Origin of the sequence: Nocardioides epinepheli, assembly GCF_037936805.1 — a bacterium.
In the GTDB taxonomy this organism is placed as follows: domain Bacteria; phylum Actinomycetota; class Actinomycetes; order Propionibacteriales; family Nocardioidaceae; genus Nocardioides.
In genome coordinates this window covers 16,511-34,468 of record NZ_JBBMMC010000018.1, presented here as the reverse complement: position 1 = coordinate 34,468, position 17,958 = coordinate 16,511, and the positions used below count along the sequence as shown (strand labels likewise).

General features: G+C 71.1%; 16 protein-coding genes and 1 tRNA gene. 7 read left to right on the top strand and 10 right to left on the bottom strand.

Features of this window, described 5'->3' with window-relative positions; all coding sequences use genetic code 11:
- The first annotated feature begins 123 nt into the window (after positions 1-123).
- Genes WMR31_RS19845 through WMR31_RS19835 form a run of 3 tightly spaced genes read left to right on the top strand, consistent with a single transcriptional unit; the run spans position 124 to position 3,309 of the window.
- On the top strand, positions 124-1,344 hold the full coding sequence (locus WMR31_RS19845) for an arginine deiminase (RefSeq protein ID WP_340540629.1): 1,221 nt from the start codon (positions 124-126) through the stop codon (positions 1,342-1,344).
- Positions 1,345-1,349: 5 nt separating this feature from the next.
- On the top strand, positions 1,350-2,351 hold the full coding sequence (gene argF, locus WMR31_RS19840) for an ornithine carbamoyltransferase (protein ID WP_340540628.1): 1,002 nt from the start codon (positions 1,350-1,352) through the stop codon (positions 2,349-2,351).
- Position 2,352: 1 nt separating this feature from the next.
- Positions 2,353-3,309, top strand: a complete 957-nt coding sequence (locus WMR31_RS19835) for a carbamate kinase (protein ID WP_340540627.1) — start codon at positions 2,353-2,355, stop codon at positions 3,307-3,309.
- A gap of 118 nt (positions 3,310-3,427) precedes the next feature.
- Here WMR31_RS19835 and WMR31_RS19830 read toward each other — a convergent pair whose 3' ends face one another.
- The 6 genes from WMR31_RS19830 to WMR31_RS19805 form a co-directional block, all read right to left on the bottom strand.
- Complete coding sequence (locus WMR31_RS19830) at positions 3,428-4,369, bottom strand: universal stress protein (RefSeq protein ID WP_340540626.1); 942 nt, start codon at positions 4,367-4,369, stop codon at positions 3,428-3,430.
- A gap of 129 nt (positions 4,370-4,498) precedes the next feature.
- A complete protein-coding gene (locus WMR31_RS19825; protein WP_340540625.1) occupies positions 4,499-5,212 on the bottom strand; it encodes a hypothetical protein in 714 nt (237 codons plus the stop codon).
- Between the two features lie 91 nt (positions 5,213-5,303).
- Positions 5,304-5,377: transfer RNA gene (locus WMR31_RS19820), tRNA-Pro, on the bottom strand.
- A 91-nt stretch (positions 5,378-5,468) separates the two neighbouring features.
- Positions 5,469-6,215, bottom strand: a complete 747-nt coding sequence (locus WMR31_RS19815; RefSeq protein ID WP_340540624.1) for an AfsR/SARP family transcriptional regulator — start codon at positions 6,213-6,215, stop codon at positions 5,469-5,471.
- A 309-nt stretch (positions 6,216-6,524) separates the two neighbouring features.
- The gene (locus WMR31_RS19810) at positions 6,525-7,220 is read right to left on the bottom strand and encodes a helix-turn-helix transcriptional regulator (protein ID WP_340540623.1); all 696 of its coding nucleotides are present in this window, start codon (positions 7,218-7,220) and stop codon (positions 6,525-6,527) included.
- Positions 7,199-8,008 (bottom strand): sensor histidine kinase, encoded by an 810-nt coding sequence (locus tag WMR31_RS19805; protein ID WP_340540622.1) that lies wholly within the window; start codon positions 8,006-8,008, stop codon positions 7,199-7,201. Before WMR31_RS19805 ends, WMR31_RS19810 begins: the two co-directional genes overlap by 22 nt.
- A gap of 414 nt (positions 8,009-8,422) precedes the next feature.
- On the opposite strand from WMR31_RS19805, the gene WMR31_RS19800 reads away from it, so the two are divergent.
- The gene (locus WMR31_RS19800) at positions 8,423-9,232 is read left to right on the top strand and encodes a CPBP family intramembrane glutamic endopeptidase (RefSeq protein WP_340540621.1); all 810 of its coding nucleotides are present in this window, start codon (positions 8,423-8,425) and stop codon (positions 9,230-9,232) included.
- 23 nt (positions 9,233-9,255) lie between these two features.
- Here the strand turns inward: WMR31_RS19800 and WMR31_RS19795 are convergent, their stop codons facing one another.
- From WMR31_RS19795 to WMR31_RS19780, 4 genes are all read right to left on the bottom strand, one after another.
- A complete protein-coding gene (locus WMR31_RS19795; protein ID WP_340540620.1) occupies positions 9,256-10,923 on the bottom strand; it encodes a metallophosphoesterase family protein in 1,668 nt (555 codons plus the stop codon).
- Between the two features lie 138 nt (positions 10,924-11,061).
- The gene (locus tag WMR31_RS19790) at positions 11,062-13,008 is read right to left on the bottom strand and encodes an N-acetylmuramoyl-L-alanine amidase (RefSeq protein WP_340540619.1); all 1,947 of its coding nucleotides are present in this window, start codon (positions 13,006-13,008) and stop codon (positions 11,062-11,064) included.
- Positions 13,009-13,269: 261 nt separating this feature from the next.
- Positions 13,270-14,019, bottom strand: a complete 750-nt coding sequence (locus tag WMR31_RS19785; protein WP_340540618.1) for an enoyl-CoA hydratase — start codon at positions 14,017-14,019, stop codon at positions 13,270-13,272.
- Positions 14,016-14,315 carry a DUF1330 domain-containing protein gene (locus tag WMR31_RS19780; protein ID WP_340540617.1) on the bottom strand — a complete coding sequence of 100 codons (300 nt, stop codon included), beginning with the start codon at positions 14,313-14,315 and terminating at the stop codon, positions 14,016-14,018. Before WMR31_RS19780 ends, WMR31_RS19785 begins: the two co-directional genes overlap by 4 nt.
- A 39-nt stretch (positions 14,316-14,354) precedes the next feature.
- On the opposite strand from WMR31_RS19780, the gene WMR31_RS19775 reads away from it, so the two are divergent.
- From WMR31_RS19775 to WMR31_RS19765, 3 genes are all read left to right on the top strand, one after another.
- Positions 14,355-15,140: a spermidine synthase gene (locus tag WMR31_RS19775; protein WP_340540616.1), complete on the top strand. Its 786-nt coding sequence runs from the start codon at positions 14,355-14,357 to the stop codon at positions 15,138-15,140.
- A gap of 163 nt (positions 15,141-15,303) precedes the next feature.
- Positions 15,304-16,713, top strand: coding sequence for a hemolysin family protein (locus WMR31_RS19770; RefSeq protein WP_340540615.1), 1,410 nt, complete (start codon positions 15,304-15,306; stop codon positions 16,711-16,713).
- Positions 16,710-17,756 carry a hemolysin family protein gene (locus WMR31_RS19765; protein ID WP_340540614.1) on the top strand — a complete coding sequence of 349 codons (1,047 nt, stop codon included), beginning with the start codon at positions 16,710-16,712 and terminating at the stop codon, positions 17,754-17,756. The genes WMR31_RS19770 and WMR31_RS19765 overlap by 4 nt, the downstream gene beginning before the upstream one ends.
- Positions 17,757-17,958 lie beyond the last annotated feature (202 nt).

Genomic DNA, 17,958 nt, shown 5'->3' with positions numbered 1-17,958 from the left:
AACCACTCGACGCCGATTCCTGAGAGGTGCCGACCGACCCCGACGCTTGGGACTTTCGGCCCTCCGCGATCGACGTCGTCCGGGGTTGGCTGAAGGCAGGAAACCCGAGCAGAAGGAGGAGCAATGGCGCTCCAGGTGAACTCCGAAGTGGGCCGGCTCAGGCAGGCGATCCTGCATCGCCCAGGCCTCGAGCTGAAGCGGCTTACCCCGACCAACAAGGACGAGTACCTCTTCGACGACGTCCTCTGGGTCCAACGGGCCAAACAGGAGCACGACGCCTTCGCCGGTGCTCTGCGCGATCGAGGTGTCACCGTGCACCTGCTCGAGGATCTGCTCCGCGAGACCCTGGCCATCCCCGAGGCTCGCAAGCACGTCCTCGAGGGTGCGCTCACCGAGCGCGTCTACGGCCCGCTGGCCGTCGACCGGCTCCGAGAGCTGTTCGCCGCGATGCCCGACGCCGAGCTGACCGAGTTCCTCATCGGCGGCATGACCAAGCGCGAGTTGCTCGAGCGGATCCCCGCGATCTCTTCGGTGGTCGTGGAGGCCCTCGAGCCGGACGACCTCCTGCTCGCACCGTTGCCCAACCACCTGTTCACCCGCGACACCTCCGCCTGGATCTACGGCGGGGTGTCCATCAACTCGATGCGCAAGCGGGCCCGGATGCGCGAGACTGTCCACTACGAGGCGATCTACCGGTGGCACCCGCTCTTCGCCGGGGGCGGATTCGACGTCTGGGCGGACGGCACCGCCAATGGTGCGGCCACCACCGAGGGCGGCGACATCCTGGTCCTCGGCCGCGGGGTCGTCCTGATCGGCATGAGTGAGCGCACCACGCCCCAAGGCGTCGAGCGTCTGGCCCGACGGCTCTTCGACCACGGCAGTGCGCAGACGATCGTCGCCCTCTCGATGCCCCAGCGCCGCGCGTTCATGCATCTCGACACGGTGATGACGATGGTCGACGACCACACCATCACGCAGTACGCCGGGCTCGGGGGTCTGCCGTCGTACACCATCCAGAAGGGCTCGGGGGAGGACCTCCAGGTGACCCGCCACGAGCCCGAGCGGATGCACGCCGTCATCGCTGAAGCCCTGGGGATCGACGAGCTCCGGGTGCTCACGCCCACCCAGGACGTCCGAGCCGCCGAGCGCGAGCAGTGGGACGACGGCTGCAATGTGCTGGCCATCGAGCCCGGCGTCGTCATGGCCTACGAGCGCAACGTCACCACCAACACCTACCTACGCAAGAAGGGCATCGAGGTCATCACCATCCAGGGCAGCGAGCTCGGGCGCGGCCGCGGCGGCCCGCGCTGCATGACCTGCCCCATCGAGAGAGAAGGGATCTGAGCACGATGGCCTTCAACCTGCGCAATCGCAGTTTCGTCAAGGAGATCGACTTCACCCCGAAGGAGTGGCGCTTCCTGCTTGACCTCGCAGCCGAGCTCAAGCAGGCCAAGTACGCCGGCTCCGAGCAGCCACGGCTGACCGGCAAGAACATCGCGTTGATCTTCGAGAAGACCTCTACCCGCACGAGGTGCGCCTTCGAGGTGGCGGCTTTCGACCAGGGTGCCCGGGTCACCTACCTGGACCCGAGCGGATCCCAGATCGGGCACAAGGAGTCGATGGAGGACACCGCACGGGTCCTCGGCCGGATGTATGACGGCATCGAGTACCGCGGGTCCTCGCAGGAGAACGTCGAGACCTTGGCCCAGTACTCAGGGGTGCCGGTGTGGAACGGACTGACCGACGAGTGGCACCCGACCCAGACGCTGTGCGACACACTCACCATGCGCGAGTACTCCGGGAAGCGGGACCGCGACATCGCCTTCGCCTACCTCGGCGACGCGCGAAACAACGTCGGGAACTCGCTCCTCATCGGTGGCGCCATGTTGGGGATGGACGTCCGCATGGTCGCGCCGCGCGCGCTGTGGAACCACGACGACATCGTCGAGACGGCCCGCAAGATCGCCGAGGACACCGGAGCACGCATCGAGCTGACCGAGGACGTCGATGCCGGCGTCAAGGACGTCGACTTCCTATACACCGACGTGTGGGTGTCCATGGGCGAGCCGAAGGAGACCTGGCACGAGCGGATCGGGCTGCTGCGCGACTACCAGGTCTCGATGGACACCATCAGGGCCACCGGCAACCCGCACGTGAGGTTCATGCACTGCCTGCCCGGCTTCCACGACCGCGAGACCACGGTGGGGGAGGAGATCTTCCAGCAGACCGGCATGTCGGCCCTCGAGGTGACCGACGAGGTCTTCGAGTCGCGCCACTCGATCGTCTTCGACCAGGCCGAGAACCGCATGCACACCATCAAGGCCGTGCTCGTGGCGACCCTGGGAGGCTGAGGTGCGCGTCGTCGTCGCCTTGGGAGGCAACGCCCTGCTCCAACGGGGCCAGAGCCCGGATGCCTCGGTCCAGGAGGCCAACGTGCGGCGGGCGGTGGCGGCGCTGGCTCCGTTGGCCGCCGAGCACGAGCTGGTGGTCACGCACGGGAACGGGCCCCAGGTCGGGGTCCTCGCGCTCCAGAGTGCCTCGGACCCGCACCTGACGACGCCGTACCCGTTCGACGTGCTCGGCGCGCAGACGCAGGGTATGATCGGGTACTGGCTGCTGCAGGCGATGCAGAATCAGCTGCCGGGCCGGCAGGTCGCCGCGATCATCAACCAGACCCTGGTCGAGTCGGCCGATCCGGCCTTCGACAACCCGACCAAGTTCGTCGGGGAGATGTACGACGAGCGGACCGCGCGCGCCCTCGCGGCCGAGCGTTCGTGGACGGTACGACCCGACGGCGACGGCTGGCGGCGCGTGGTGGGGTCGCCCCGGCCGCAGCGGATCGTCGAGACCCGGCTCATCCGGTTGCTGCTGCAGAGCGGCGCCGTGGTGGTCTGCGCCGGGGGCGGCGGGGTGCCCGTCGTCCGGGGCGAGCTCGGCGAGCTGCGCGGGGTGGAGGCCGTCGTCGACAAGGACCTGGCCAGCGCCGTGCTGGCCGAGGCCCTCGACGCCGACGCCCTGCTGGTGCTCACCGACGTCCCCGCGGTGATGCGCGGCTACGGCACGGCCGAGGCGGCGCCGATCCACCGTGAGACGCCGGGAGGCCTGCGGGCCATCGACTTCCCCGCCGGGTCGATGGGCCCCAAGGTCGACGCCGTGTGCCGCTTCGTCGAGCTCACCGGGGGCGTCGCCGGGATCGGTGCCCTCGACGACGTCCAGGACATGCTCGCCGGCCGCGCCGGCACCATCGTGACCGCCTCCGGGTTCTACGACGGTCCTCCGGCCGCCGGCGGCGCTCGACTGCGCGGGTAAGCAACCCTCCTGCACGCCGACCCGTCAGCTATAGCGGACGGCTCACCGCAAATTCGACGCTGACCCGTCCGCTATAGCGGACGGGTCAGCGTCGAATGGGTGGGACGCGGCCGCTACTTCACTTCGTCGCGGCGCCGGAGGACTCCAGCACCAGGTCGGGCATGCTCACCGCGTGGCCCGGGGGGACGATGCGGACGGGGCACTGGGCGCCGCGGAGGACCGCGCGGGCGGTGGCACCGAGGTGCAGCGCCGCGGTGATCCCGCGAGCCCGCCGAGCCAGGACGAGCTCGTCGGCCGTCCGAGAGGCCTCGATCAGGGCGTGCGCTGCCTGGTCGTGAGCCACCTGGAGGTCGACGGGCACGGCGGGGAACGCCGCTTCCCAGTCGACGGCGAGGTCGCTCATCTCGCCGCGAGCCCGCGTCTCCCAATCGGCGACCGACACGGGGTCGGAGACCACGTCGTCGTATCCGGAGGGGAGCTTCCAGGCGTGCAGCAGGACCAGCCGGGCGTCCCGCGCATCGGCGAGGGTGAAGCCCTCGCCGAGCAGCTCATGGCCTTGGGCGCCGGCCTTCATGCCGACCAGAACCTTGCCCTTGCTCGCTTCCTCAGCCCGCCACGTCTCGGGTACGACGACCACGGGGGCCGCCGAGCTCGCGGCGACGCCGGCGGTGATGTTGCCGGTGATGATGCGGGCGGGCATCGACTGACGGTCGGCACCGACGACGAGGATGGAGGCATTGCGGGCCAGGCCGTTCAGCGTCGCGACCCGCGGCCCACGGCGCACGACCACGTCGATCTCGACCCCCGAGTCCGGCGCGTCCGCCCGCTCGCAGACGTCCTTGACGATGGCGCGTCCGGTGTCGAGCAGCTCGACGTCGGGGATGACGAACGGGTAGGCGAAGGTCTCATACTCCGGCGTCACGTGGACCACACGGAGCCGGGCGCCGAGGCGCTTGGCCTCCCTCAACCCGTACCGAACCGCGTTCACGCTCGCGGGAGACCCGTCGACACCGACGACGACGTCGGCAACTGGTTGGTCTCGAAGGGGATTGGTGGTCATCGTGGCCTCCTCGATCGGGGATGGATGCTTCACATCCATCCTCCGTAGGGTCCCGAAGGAGGCACAGGGCCTAATGGCTCGACCTGGCCGGGACATCCGCCCTGGTGGGGTGTCCCGGCGATCCGCCACTCAGGCCTCGGCGTCGCCGCTCCACTCCGCCGCCAGCGTCTCGATCCACGTCGTCAGGTCCGGCGTCTCCGCGGCCGTGTACAGCGACATCTCGGGGCACCCGTCGAGCACCTCGACGTCGCCGCGGGCGTGGTCGGGCAGGAACAGCAGCACGGCCCCGGTCTCGCGGTGGGCCACAGTGAGGTTCCCGTTCGCCTCGCGGTCGATCGTCACGTAGTCGTCGGGGTCGATCGGGACGTCGAGGCCGTCGTCCTCCCAGATCCAGCGGTAGTCATCGACGCTGTCGCGGAAGATCGGAGAGCGGGCCAGGGCGGCGGTGAGTGCGCCGGTGCTGTTGAGCAGCCGAGCGTCTTCGCCGCCGGCGCCCTCCTCGGGACCGTTCGCGGTGATGCCGATGCCGCCGAAGACGCCGAACAGTGCGGCCTGCACGGCCGGCAGCCGCTCGGGTACGTCGGTCGGCGGGCTCGGGCACAGCCAGAGGCGGCGGGACTGGGACTGCTCCGGCCCCCAGCCCAGCAGCTCGTGGGATTGCCCGTCGACGGTGACGTCGGTGACCTCGGCACTGGCGAGCAACCCGGTGAACACCGGCAGTTCGCCGGTCAGCTCGTCGGTCAGGGGGCGCGTCCACGAGTGCGGCTGGCCGACCTCGATCTCGTTCCCCCCGCGCAGCAACCGGGGATTGGTGTCGGTCAGGATCTTCCAGTCATCGGACATGCGCGCACACTGCACGGCGTCGCGAGCCGCAAACTCCTCGAAGACGACTCCGGGCCGCCACCTGCGAAGGTGGCGGCCCGTAGGTCTTCGGTCGGGCTGACAGGATTTGAACCTGCGACCCCTTGACCCCCAGTCAAGTGCGCTACCAAGCTGCGCTACAGCCCGAAGCCCCGCGAACGGGGCGAGTGCACACTACCTCAGCCCCTGAGCGGGGTCCGCATCGAGGTCGGTCCGGGGGCTCGTCGACCCGCTCTGCTCAGCCCGATCCACGGAGCAGCTGGAGGTGGAGGGCACGGGTCTGTTCGGACGGGTCGGCTCCGAGCTCGTCGGCCAGATAGCGACGGTAGGCCTCGTAGACCCGCAGCGCGCTCCCGGTCTCGCCGAGGTCGGCGTGGGCGCGCATGAGCAGGCGGTGGGCGGTCTCGGACGAGGGGTCGACGCGGGCGGCGGTACCGGCGAACTCCAGGCCGTCGCGGGCGCGACCGATGTGAAGGGCGGCCTCGGCGGCGTCGCAGAGCATCTCGTGACGGCGCAGCGCGAGCCGTTCGCGCTCGGCGACGGCCCAGGGGGCCTGGTCGTCGTAGGCGTGGAAGTCGCCCCGGTAGTGGCGTTCTGCGATCCGGGTCAACGCGATCACCCGTTCCATGTCGCCGGCGCGGAAGGCCGCGGCCGCCTCGGCGCCGTTGCGGTGGTAGTGCCCGACGTCGACCCAGGCACCTTCCAGGACGAGCGCGCCCGGTTGGCGCACTACGCACGGCGTGCCGATCACCTTGCGGATCTGGCTGCTGGCGGTGCGCAGGCTGCCTCGTGCGCGCTCGGGCGGCACGTCGGGCCACAAGGTGGCTAGGAGGCCCTCGCTGCGCACCGGGCGGCCGTGGTCCAGTGCGAGGAGGCGCAGTAGGTCGGAGGTCTTGCCGGTGCGCCAGGCGCGGGGCTCGACGAGGGTGCCATCAGGACGCAGGACCTCCAGGCCGCCGAGCATCCGGATCATGATGAGGTGCACGAGCCCTCCCCGGACTCCCTACAGCGGCGACCACCGGGCGGCTCACGGTGGGCCGCAAGTCGATCGTAGTGGAGCGCCGTAGCGCTCCTGACGCACGTCGACAGCACAAAGTGGACCGGGGGCCTGCCGGCCCGGCGCCGTGGTGGACTTCGGTACGGCAGGCCCCGGCGCACCACGGCTGATCGGGGGTCCGCGGGGGATCGGACCACCTACCGCATGCACGCATCAGCCTTCACCTCGCGAAGCCGCGGCGCATCCCCAAACGGAGTGACGACAACCCGGCACGCGCGCGGCTCGGGCAGGCCGGACTCAATGCAGTTCGCGAAGCACCGGCGCGCGCCACCGGGCGCGCATCGCCGTGCCGACCGCCGCCAACTGGGAGGAGACCTCGAGCTTGGCGAGGATCGACTTCACCTGGGTCCGCACCGTCGCCTCGGCCACGTAGGACTCCCGGGCGATCTCGCGCACGGTCTTGCCCGCCATCAGCCGGGCGAGCACCTCGCGTTCACGGGTGGTCAGCGAGTCCAGGCGCTGCCTGGTCTCCTGGTGCCAGCGGTTCTCCTCGTGGAAGATCGCGATCAGCCGGTCGCGCTCCTCGCGGGGCAGGACACGCTGGCCATCGACGATGCGTCGGATCGTGGCGAGGATGGTGTTGAGCGGCGTCGACTTGGACAGCACCGTGCGGGCGCCGCGGCGCAGGCAGTCGCCCCACCTGGCTCGATCGGTCGACCCGGTGACGACGACGACAGCAACGCCCGCCTCGACCAGCGGGGCCACCAGCGCGACGCCATCTCCGCCGAGTCCGAGGTCGAGGTCGAGCAGCGCGATCCGGGGTCGCCCCCGCACCGCGGCTGCCAGCACCTGCGCGTGGGTCATGGGCGGGTCCGACGGCGAGACTCGGCGCACCTCGTGGCCTTCGAGCGTCAGGGCGACGTCGAGCGCCTCGGCGAAGAGCGCATGGTCCTCGATGAGGACTATCCGAGTCAGGCCGAGAGCGCGGGGCATGTGCTCACCTGCCTCAGATCGACCGCGAATCGCGCACCGGTGGTGCTGGACTCGTGGACGAGCCGGCCGTCGCACTCCTGGGCAAGCCGGCGTGCGATGTGCAGGCCGAGTCCCTGTCCGGGGGAGTCGGCGCGACGTCGTCCGCGCTCGAACAGCGTGCGAGCCAGTCGAGGGTCGACGCCGGCGCCCTCGTCGCTGACGACGATCCGCACCCGCTGTCCGTCGGGGCGCACCTCGATCGAGACCGCGTTGCCCCCACCGTGGCGGACGGCGTTCTCCAAGAGGATGTGAACGATCTCCGCGACGTGGTCCCGGGGCGCGGCGACCTGTGCGGGCATCGGGTCCCAGCGCACGGCGTGGCCGCGCGCCACCAGGCTGGTGACGAGCGGCTCGATGACCTCGCCGAGATCGGTCTCGGCAGGCGTCGCGCCGTCGTCCTGCGCAGTGAGAAGCCGTTCGAGGCGGCTCAACTCGCTGTCGTACATCCGGCTCAGCCGCGCCACCGTCTCCGCGGGGAGAGCCGGGCCGCCGTCGTCACGCAGCAGACGATGGGTCGCGACGAGACCGGCGACGGTCGCCCGCAGCTCGTGCAGCCTCTCCTGCTCGCGATCCAGGCGCGCGCGCAGCAGGTCGACGTCGCTGTCACCGGCTGTCGCGACAGGCGCGGCAGGCCCGAGTCGGCGTAGGTATGCGCCGACCCGGCGCGCGGTGTCACGTGCGAGTAGTGCAGTGGGTCCCGATCCCCATCCTTTGCTGGTGAAGGCGTGGTTCGCCCAGACAATGCTCATGCAACCCCCCGGAAGCTCCCGAGAATCACAGCCCCGACCCGCGAACCGAACGTCAACAAGACGTCAAATCGCTTCTCAGGAACGGAGGCTGTCTAGTCCACCCGAGTCCCCAAGACTCGGCGAGCCGCGCTCGGTCTCCTGCGCACTCGGTTGCGGCCGTTCCCGGCATCCCGCGTAGGACGCCGGAGGCTCAGCAAGCGCTCATCGGCTGCTCACCCAGGACCGGGCCTGTCTCCCAATTCATGGCGGCGCCGGACGCCGCCCAGTCCGCACGCTGACGGACACCGCAGCTGCTTTGAATACGCCCGGTATGCCGACGTACCTGCGGCACCGTCATCGCACGACCTGGACGACGCCGGCATCCACCAGCAATAGGAAGACACGCCCGAGGGCACGCGGGGGACAATGGCGCCCGTGACGAGCCAGTCGACGAGCCCGGGAACCGAGCCGGCCATCCCCGGCGTCGGTCTGATGCCGAGCAGGCGGCTGCTGGTGATCGAGCTGGCGATCGTGCTCGCGGTCTCGTTGGGCAAGTCGGGCATCTATTCGGCGGTCCGCCTGATCGCGGCGGCCACGGCGCCGGGCGGGATCTCCGGTCAGACGACGACGCTGAACTCCTCCTACGCCCCCGACCGGCCGTGGCTCGACCTCACCTATCAGCTGCTGGGCATCGGCTTCGCGGTGGTGCCCGTGGCGTTGGCCGGCTACCTGCTGGTGCGGTCAGGCATCCGCCTTCGCGACGTCTGGTTCCGCGGTGCGGGATGGGGCGACCTGCCGCGCGGGGCCGCGGTCGCTGCGGTGGTGGGCTCCACCGGCCTGGCGTTCTACCTGCTGATGCACGCCCTCGGCCTCAACCTCACCGTCGCAGCCTCCGGCCTGGACACCTCGGTGTGGTGGCACGTGCCGGTGCTGGTTCTCTCGGCGCTCGAGAACGCCGTCCTCGAGGAATTCATCGTCCTGGGCTACGTGATCGTGCGGTTGAGGCAGCTGGGCTGCCGCGAGTCCACCGCGATCGTCGCGGCCGCCGTCCTGCGGGGCAGCTACCACCTCTACCAGGGCATCGGCGGCTTCGTCGGCAACTTCGTGATGGGCCTGCTGTTCGGCTGGCTCTATCGGCGTTGGGGTCGCGTCACACCGCTCGTGGTCGCCCACACCCTGCTCGACGTCGGCGCCTTCGTCGGCTACGCCGCCTTGGCCGGCCACGTCTCCTGGCTGCCGACCTAGCGAACCTAGTCGGCGTGGGCGAGCTACTCGCCGACGTCGACGCGCGGCTCGACGGTGACGGTGCCGTCGGTGGCGAACCGGTAGAGCTGGTAGCCGGTGATCAGCCGGCTGTCCTGATCCATGAAGAGCACGGGGAAGGACGCGGCCTGCTGCGGGCTCGACCACGGCGTGGAGAAGTTGTTGAGAGTGGGGGTCGCCACCGCTCCGCCACTGGTGTCGAGCTCCATCATCAAGGTCCAGGTGCCGTCGTCGTTCCAGATCACCTGGGGGTCCCTTGATCGGTGCCAGTGCCCGTAGAAGACCGCGGACGCCGGGACATCGGGGATGCCGTCGTCGACCCGGGTCCTCGGGTCGCGCCCGTGCTGCTCGGCCTCGTCGAGGAACCGGGTCACCGAGTCGATGCCGAGGAAGGACTGGACGGCGTATCCCTCGTGCATCAGGACGAGGTCGGGACGATCGCGTTCGGCGACGTCGCGAAGCCGCCGGCCCTGGTCGGCCTGGCTCTCCTCGCCGCGCTGCTGGGTGGCGCCGAACAGCTCCGTGCGTGACGGGTCGCCGTCGCCGAGCATCTTGAATCCACCGATCTCCTGCACCGATCCGTCGAGCACCGTCATGCCGGCGTCGGCCATCTGCTCCTCGCTGACCGCCGACTCGTGGTTGCCCGAGATCGCCGCGATCGGTGCGCCATCGGCGATCGCGGCCTCGTCGCGGATGCACACGCCTTCGGCCGCGGTGCCATTGGTGGTGAGGTCGCCGGCGATCGCCAGGAGCGAGGGGACCGGACGCTCGGAGGTGCCGTCGGCGTCCGACAGCATCGAGAACACACGCTTCTGCAGCTCGATCATCGTGGTGATGCAGTGCATGTCGGACTGCATCATCACCGCCAGCTCGCCCTCGCGGGGCCCTTCCATGAGATCTGCCTGCGCGGCCAGACCGGCCTCGGCGGTCTCCCGGTAGTTGCGCTCGTCGGCCTCCTGCCGGTCGATGAGCACCTGTGCCTTCGAGATCGCGCCGCCCAGCAGGACCCGCAGTACCGGGCTGTCGGTGGTCGCCCCGGCGGCCGCGGACCCGTCGAGTGCGGTCAGTGGGTAGGTGCCGTCCGACATCGGCCGTCCGATCTCGCCACCTTGCACCTGGACCCAGGCGATACCGGAGGTGAGGCCGAGGACGAGGACGCCGGACAGGCCGAGGCGGATCGCGTCGCGCCGGGTGTCTCGGGTCAGCCGCAGTGGGAGCAGCTCGTGCAGCGCGAACAGCGCCAGGCCTCCGACTCCGGCGACGACCAGGATCGAGCGGATCAGCTGATGGCGGAACTCCGCCTCGACCAAGGAGACGTACTCGTCGACCGCAGCCTTCGGGTCGTGGAACAAGCCGGTGTAGAGCTCCAGCATCTCCGGGCGCACGTACGCCGCCAGGTCACCGTCTCCGGCTCCGGGATCGCCGGGACCGTCGAGGGTCGCGATGATCCCGAGCGGACCCTTGGAGATCGGCAGGTACACCGTGCCTGCGATGCCCAGCCGCAGCTCGCTGTGGCCTTGCGTGGTGAGGGTGAACGTCGTCGGCGACGTCCCGATCTTCTCGGTGACCTCGGTGTGGGTGGTCGCCCACGCCAGCGCCAAGGGCAGGCCGAGTACCCCGGCGACCAGGACACTCACGCCCAGTCGCCGCGCGACGTCCAGTGCCTTGCGCATCGGGCAAAACTAGCGACTCACCCGAAGGGGGCGGGGCATTGGCCGGGATAGTCCCGGGCGAAACGGTTGCTTCGCGTGGCTCAGAGCAACCCGATCGCCCGGGACTATCCCGGATCGCGGGGTCCAGGACGACAGATCTCAGCGCAGGACGTCGACCTCGGCCCGGCGCACGTAGCCGACCCGGTGGCCCAGGTAGATCTGGACGTACCTGTCCTTGCCCACGGTGTTGATGTGGTCGCCGGGGGTGTCGAGGGAGAACGTCTTGGCCTTGTAGTAGTCGGTGACCGGGTCGAGGTCGCCGATGGCGTAGGACTGGTCCTCGGCGATCGTGTACGGCAGGGGCGAGATCGCCTGGACGTCGGCCGGGTCGGCATAGGCCGAGGCTTCCGGATACGCGCGGCCGTAGACCTTCGCGACGGTGCCGCGCTTGGCCCGCACCCGACCAGCCGGCCGGGTCACCACGCGCGCGGTCGGGCGCCGACGCGGGTTGCGGAACCAGCCGACGGTGCCCACGAAGTAGATCGCGGTCCAGTCACCTTGCACGTCGGCGACGACGTACTCGGTGCCGGCGGTGGCCCGAGCACTGATGTCGGCGACCTCGGTGGTGGCCGGTTGCCCCTTCTGGTGCAGGCCGAGGTCGTTGACCAGCGCCGCGTCGTCGGACGCGGACACGCGCAGGGTCACGAAGTTGGTGTCGCGTGGGCCGCCGCAGGAGTCGCCGGCGGTCTCGCACCCGGTGACGGGCTGCACATTGCCGGCGAACCCCGGCAGGATCCGGACGATGTCGCCCCGGCGCACCGGGCGCCGGTTGGTGCCGCGGGTCAGGGGCGCCCGGAGCAGGTCGAAGTAGTGCTCCCAGTCCCAGAACGGGCCCGGGTCCCAGTGCATGCCGGGGATCGTCGCGGTCGTGGTGCCGGGCACCTGGTCGTGACCGATGATGTGGGCGCGGTCGAGCGGGATGTCGTGGCGCTGGGCCAGGTAGCGCACCAGCTTCGCCGAGGAGCGGTACATCGCCTCGGAGTACCAGGGTGCGCCCTGGGCCGCGAAGCCCTCGTGCTCGAGGCCGATCGAGTGCATGTTGATGTACCAGTTGCCGGCATGCCACGCGACGTCCTTGGCCAGGACGTGTTGGGCGATGTGCCCGTCGGCCGAGCGCAGCGAGTACTGCCACGACACGTAGGTCGGGTCCTGGACCAGGTCGAGCACGCCTTCCCAGTAGCCCTCGGTGTTGTGGATCACGATGTGGGTGATCTCGGGGGAGCGCGGCCGGAAGGCCAGGTCGTGGTTGCCGTAGTCGCCCGGGTTCGGGCCGTACTGCTCGTACGGCGCGGGGATCCACTCGACGTCGAGGCCGCGCGGGGACTCGGTGCCCTGCTGGCCCTGGCGCAGGCGTCGCGACCGCACCGCGCGCCGTTGCAGCGGCTCGCGCTGGCGCGCGGGCACGATCGTGGCGCGCCTGGCGGGAAGATGCAGCAGGGAGCCGTCCGCGAGCCGGACGTCGCCGCCCTCGCGCAGCGTGGCCATCGTGCTGTCGGCGACGTCGAGCTGTCCGGCGGCGGTGGCCAGGCCGCTCACGGCGGCGACGGTGCCGAACCAGGTCGCCGGGTCGGTGTGGACGCCGACGGGTCGTCCGGCCTGGCGCTGGCGGCGCGCGAGCAGGGCGGCCGCCGCGCGGACGTTGGCGGTGGGGTCGGTCCGGATCGCGTCGGCGCCGATGCCCGAGGCGCGGGCGGCGTCACCGAGGGTGTCCAGGACACCCGGGAAGTCGTCCTTGCCGATGCGGGCGCGCGCCTGCGCGGCAGCCGCGCCGTCGACCAGGTGCATGGGCCCGTAGCCGAGAGCGGAGCTGGGCCGCCCGTCATGGTGCTGCCAGCGCGTCTGGGCATGACTCAGCGCCGCGAGCAGCGCCGGTGGCACGCCGTAGGCGCGCCCGGCACGCTCGAAGGCGGGGTGCGTGTCGACCCGCACCCGGCTCGGCGCCTCGGCCCGCGACGTCTCGGCGGTGAGCCCGCCGACGAGCGGGGCGGTCGCGGCGGCGACCCCCGAGGTGAGTATGAAATGACGACGGGAGAGGTTGATACCCAACAGATTCCTCCTGAGACCTGAGCCCGAGACGGCTCCGCTCCACCTTGCTCGCTCCAGGCGGGAGTGTCCAGCACCGACGCGGAACCCCGGCGACCGTCGCTGCCCGCGTTCCCGAGGTTGGTTGGGAGGTTTCGTCGGCGCTGTCGGGCTCGTTCCTCGCCCTCCAGCTTGCTCAACCTCCGAGGCCGGAGGTTGAGCAAGCGAGCGCAAGCGAGCGCCGACGAAACCCCGGCAACTCGCCCTGCCCACCGAGTCTGGTGTTCAGCGCCCGGTGAACACCGGCGCGCGGCGTTCGGCGCGCGCCGCGCCGCTCTCGCGGACGTCGTCACTGGCCCAGCAGGCCGCGAAGCCGGCCTCGGCGGTGGCGTCGTCGGCGCCGTTGAGGACCGCCTTGTTGTGGGCGATCGAGAGCGGGGCCAGCGTGGCGAGCTCGTGGGCCCAGGCGATCGCGTCGGACAGGGTGCCGCTGCGGTCGGCGAGCCCGCAGGCCAGCGCGGCGTCGACGTCGAGGGTCTCGGCGGCGATGAGCATCCGGCGCGCGGCGCCACCGCCGGCGAGGGAGGCGAGGGTGCGGATCGTCCAGGCGTCGACGGCCATCGCATTGCGCGGTGTCGGGACGCCGAAGCGCGCACCCTGGTCGGCCACGCGCAGGTCGCAGGCCATCGCCAGCTGGGTCCCGCCGCCGATGGCGGGACCGTTGACGGCGGCGATGACCGGAACGGGCAACGAGGTGAGCCCGCGCGGACCGTGCAGCATGCCGTAGAGCGCCTCGAGGAACTCCTCGCCGTAGACCCCGTTCAGGTCGGCACCGGCGCAGAAGGAGGTTCCCTCACCGGTCACCACCAGCACCCGGGCGCCTGCCTCGACCTCCTCGGCAGCGGCGATGGGGATCGCCCGGCACAGCGCGAGGTCGAGGGCGTTGCGGCGCTCGGGACGGCGCAGCGTCAGGATCGAGACGGCGCCGTCGCGCCGGGCGCTGAGGATCTCGCTCTCGCCGAACGCACCGGTCACGCCGTGGCCTCCACCCCGGGCACGATCCGCAGGTCGCGGACGGCGCCGTCCCCGAGAGCAGCCAGCGCCTCCTGGTAGGCCGCGCTCTCGTGGGCCGCGACGGCCGCCTCGACGCTGGGGAACTCGATCAGCACGCACCGCGCGAGCCGCCCGGCCTCGTAGGCGGCCTCGGCGGTGGACCGGGCCAGGAAGCGACCGCCGGCCGCCACGAGCGCCGGACCGGCCAGCGCCGCGTAGGCCCGCATGCGGTCCTCGTCGCGGACCTCGAGATAGGAGCTCATCCAGTACGCCGTCATGCCCGACACCCTGACATCGTTCCCGGCATGATGGGGGCGGTGATCCAGCGTGCGGTCCTTCCGAGCGACTCCTCGGGCGCACCGGGCGGGTTCTTGGTGCAGGTCGACGGTCGCGACCAGTCGTTGGTCTTCCCCGACGACCCGACCCGGCTGAGCTTCGACTACGTGCGGCGAATGGGCGACGTCCTCGATGCCCTCGGCACGCCGGGGGAGCCGCTGCGGGCGGTGCACGTCGGCGGCGCCGGCCTGACCCTGCCCCGCTACGTCGCGGCCACCCGGCCCCGCTCGCGCCAGATCGTGCTCGAGCCCGACGAGGAGCTCACCGATCTGGTGCGGACGGCCCTGCCGCTTCCCCCACGCAGCGGGATCCGGATCCGACCGGTCGACGGCCGCGCCGGCGTCGCGTCGCTGCACGCCGACTACGCCGACGTGGTGGTCGTCGATGCCTACACCGACGGCGAGGTGCCGGCCGAGCTCGCGACGGCGTCGTTCCTGGCCGACCTGGCGCGCGTGCTCACCGCCGATGGCGTCGTGCTCTACAACCTGGCCGACCGCGCTCCGTTCGGACTGGCCCGCGACGTCGTCGCCGGGCTGCGTGCTGCACACGCGAGCATCGCGGTGAGCGCGGAGCCGGCGACCCTGCGCGGTCGACGGCCCGGCAATCTCCTGCTGGTCGCGGGGGAGCGGGTGCCACTGGAGGCACTCCAACGCAGCGCGACGACCTCGGCCGCGCCGTACCGCGTCCTCGACGAGCGCCAGGTCAGCGACAGGCTCGGCGGCGGCCGCCCACGCGACGACGTGCGCCGGCCTTTGCCCAGGCTCTAGACTGGCGCCTCCTGACCACGACCCGAAGGATCACGAACCGCCCGATGGACGGCTCTCAAAGTACCGAGTCACCCTGTCAGTCCAGCGCCCGCGCTGATCGTCCCGGCCCCCTCGGCCCGATGGGCAGCAGTGCCCCGCGCGTGATCCAGCGGGGGGCTCACCGATGACCCCCTGGATCCTGCTCGGCGTCGCGCTCCTGCTGATCGCCGCCTGCGGCCTGTTCGTCGCGGCGGAGTTCGCCTTCGTCACCGTCGACCGCGGCGCGGTCGACCGGGCTGCCGCCGAGGGTGACGCGAAGGCCCGCGGCGTGCAGTCGGCGCTGCGCTCGCTCTCGACCCAGCTCTCCGGTGCCCAGGTCGGCATCACCGTGACCAACCTCGGCATCGGCTATCTCGCCGAGCCGGCGATCTCGGAGCTGATCCGCGGCCCGCTCGAGGCCGTCGGCGTCCCCGACGGCGGCCTGCGTCCGGTGGCCGTGGCGATCGGCTTCGTGGTCAGCACGGTGCTCACCATGCTGTTCGGGGAGCTGGTGCCGAAGAACCTCGCGATCGCCCTGCCGATGGCGACCTCGCGCGCAACCCAGCTGCCGATGCGAGCCTTCACCGCGTTCATGCGTGGCCCGATCAAGGTCCTCAACGGCTCCGCGAACGCGATCGTGCGCCGTCTCGGCATCGAGCCGCAGGAGGAGCTGCGATCCGCGCGCAGCTCCACCGAGCTCGCCTCCCTCATCCAGAGGTCGGCCGACGAGGGCACCCTCGACGCCGACACCGCCGAGCTGATGGAGCGCTCGGTGGAGTTCGGCACCCGCACCGCCGGCGAGATCATGACCCCTCGCGTGCGGACCCACTCCCTCGACGTCAACGACCGGGCCAGCGCCGTCATCGACCTCGCCCGGGCCACGGGGCACTCCCGATTCCCGGTGCTGGACGGCGACGACGTGGTCGGCACCGTGCACGTGAAGAACGCCGTCGCGCTGCCGCTGCACGAGCGGGCCACCACCAAGGTCAAGCACCTCATGGTGCGTCCCATCGTCGTTCCCGACTCGCTGCGGCTCGACCCCCTCATGGCGCTGCTGAAGGCCGACGGCTTCCAGCTCGCCGTGGTCCTCGACGAGTACGGCGGGCACGCCGGCATCGTCACCCTCGAGGACGTCATCGAGGAGATCGTGGGCGACATCTCCGACGAGCACGACCGCCTGGGCAGCCGCGGCCGCGAGCGTCGCGACGGCTCGTGGTCGCTGTCCGGGCTGCTTCGCCCCGACGAGGTCGAGGACCTCACCGGCGTCGAGCTCCCCGAGAGCGAGGACTACGACACCATCGCCGGTCTGGTGCTCCAGGTGCTCGGCCGGATCCCCGTCGTCGACGACGTCGCGGAGGTCCCGGTACCCGACCGCAGCGAGGCGGCCCAGAACGGCGCCCCGCGCGAGCGGCTGGCAGTGCTCACCGTGGAGCGGATGGACGGCCTGCGCATCGACCGCGTGGCGCTGCGGCTCTACGACGTCCCCCTGGACTCCGAGGAAGAGCACTCCGGCGCCCACGCCTCATCGGTCCCGACGGAGGGTGGTGCGAAGTGAGCGACTACACCGCCCTGTTCGTCGCCGTGCTCCTGCTCGGCTTCAACGCCTTCTTCGTCGGCGCCGAGTTCGCCCTGATCTCGGCCCGGCGCAGCCAGATCGAGCCGCGCGCCCAGGCCGGGTCGCGGATGGCCCGCACGACGCTGCACGCCATGGAGCACGTCTCCTTGATGATGGCGGGGGCCCAGCTGGGCATCACCATCTGCTCGGTCGGGCTCGGTGCCGTCGGAGAGCCTGCGCTCGCCCATCTGATCGAGCCACTGTTCGAGAAGGCCGGCGTCCCGACCGGCTTCGTCCACCCGGTCGCGTTCACGATCGCGTTGATCATCGTGGTCTCGGCCCACGTCGTCCTGGGCGAGATGGTGCCGAAGAACATCGCGATCGCCGGCCCCGAGCGCTCGGCGCTGATCCTCGGCCCGATCCTGGTCGGTGTCGTCACCGTCCTCCGCCCCCTCATCGTGGCGCTCAACGCGGTGGCCAACGCCGTCCTGCGACTGATGCGGGTCGAGCCCAAGGACGAGGTGAGCTCCACCTACACCCGCGAGGAGGTCGCCGCCCTGGTCGAGGAGTCGCGCGGCGAGGGCCTGATCGCCGACGACGAGTACGACCGACTCGCCGGAGCCCTCGGCTTCACCGAGAAGTCGGTCGACCTGGTCTGCCTCCCCACCGAGACCCTCACGACCCTCGGCCCCGGCGCGACCCCCGCCGACGTCGAGGCCCTGTGCGCCAGCACCGGGTTCAGCCGGTTCCCGGTCGCCGACGCCGACGGCGACCTGACCGGCTACGTCCACCTCAAGGACGTCTTGGAGACCGACGAGGATCGTCGCGAGGCGCCCATCGACAACAAGCGGATCCGTCCGCTGGGCACCGTCGTCGACGACTCGCCCCTGCACGAGGCCCTGGAGGGTCTGCAGCGCCGTGGCGCCCACATGGCCCGGGTCGTCGACTCCAGCGGTCGGGTCCTCGGCGTGGCCACCCTCGAGGACGTGATCGAGGAGCTCGTCGGCGAGATCCGCGACGCCGCCCACCTCGAGGACGCCTGATCGCAGCCGAGCGAAGCGAGGTCGCGATCGATGGTGATCGAGCAAGCCGTCACGCGCTGAGCCCGCGAAGCGCGTGAACCGGCGCGTCGAGATCCGGTGAGCGTCCTCGGGGACGTTGGGTGGGACGGTTGCCGGGGTTTCGTCGGCGCTCGCTGGGGCTCGCTTGCTCAACCTCCGGCGGTGGGCGGGTCGGGGTTGCCGG

What these genes read in the sequence shown, in the direction of transcription:
- WMR31_RS19845 (WP_340540629.1), top strand. Translation starts at nt 124, where the DNA reads ATGGCGCTCCAGGTGAACTCCGAAGTGGGCCGGCTCAGGCAGGCGATC.
- argF (WP_340540628.1), top strand. Translation starts at nt 1,350, where the DNA reads ATGGCCTTCAACCTGCGCAATCGCAGTTTCGTCAAGGAGATCGACTTC.
- WMR31_RS19830 (WP_340540626.1), bottom strand. Translation starts at nt 4,369, where the DNA reads ATGACCACCAATCCCCTTCGAGACCAACCAGTTGCCGACGTCGTCGTC.
- WMR31_RS19825 (WP_340540625.1), bottom strand. Translation starts at nt 5,212, where the DNA reads ATGTCCGATGACTGGAAGATCCTGACCGACACCAATCCCCGGTTGCTG.
- WMR31_RS19810 (WP_340540623.1), bottom strand. Translation starts at nt 7,220, where the DNA reads ATGCCCCGCGCTCTCGGCCTGACTCGGATAGTCCTCATCGAGGACCAT.
- WMR31_RS19805 (WP_340540622.1), bottom strand. Translation starts at nt 8,008, where the DNA reads ATGAGCATTGTCTGGGCGAACCACGCCTTCACCAGCAAAGGATGGGGA.
- WMR31_RS19795 (WP_340540620.1), bottom strand. Translation starts at nt 10,923, where the DNA reads ATGCGCAAGGCACTGGACGTCGCGCGGCGACTGGGCGTGAGTGTCCTG.
- WMR31_RS19780 (WP_340540617.1), bottom strand. Translation starts at nt 14,315, where the DNA reads ATGACGGCGTACTGGATGAGCTCCTATCTCGAGGTCCGCGACGAGGAC.
- WMR31_RS19770 (WP_340540615.1), top strand. Translation starts at nt 15,304, where the DNA reads ATGACCCCCTGGATCCTGCTCGGCGTCGCGCTCCTGCTGATCGCCGCC.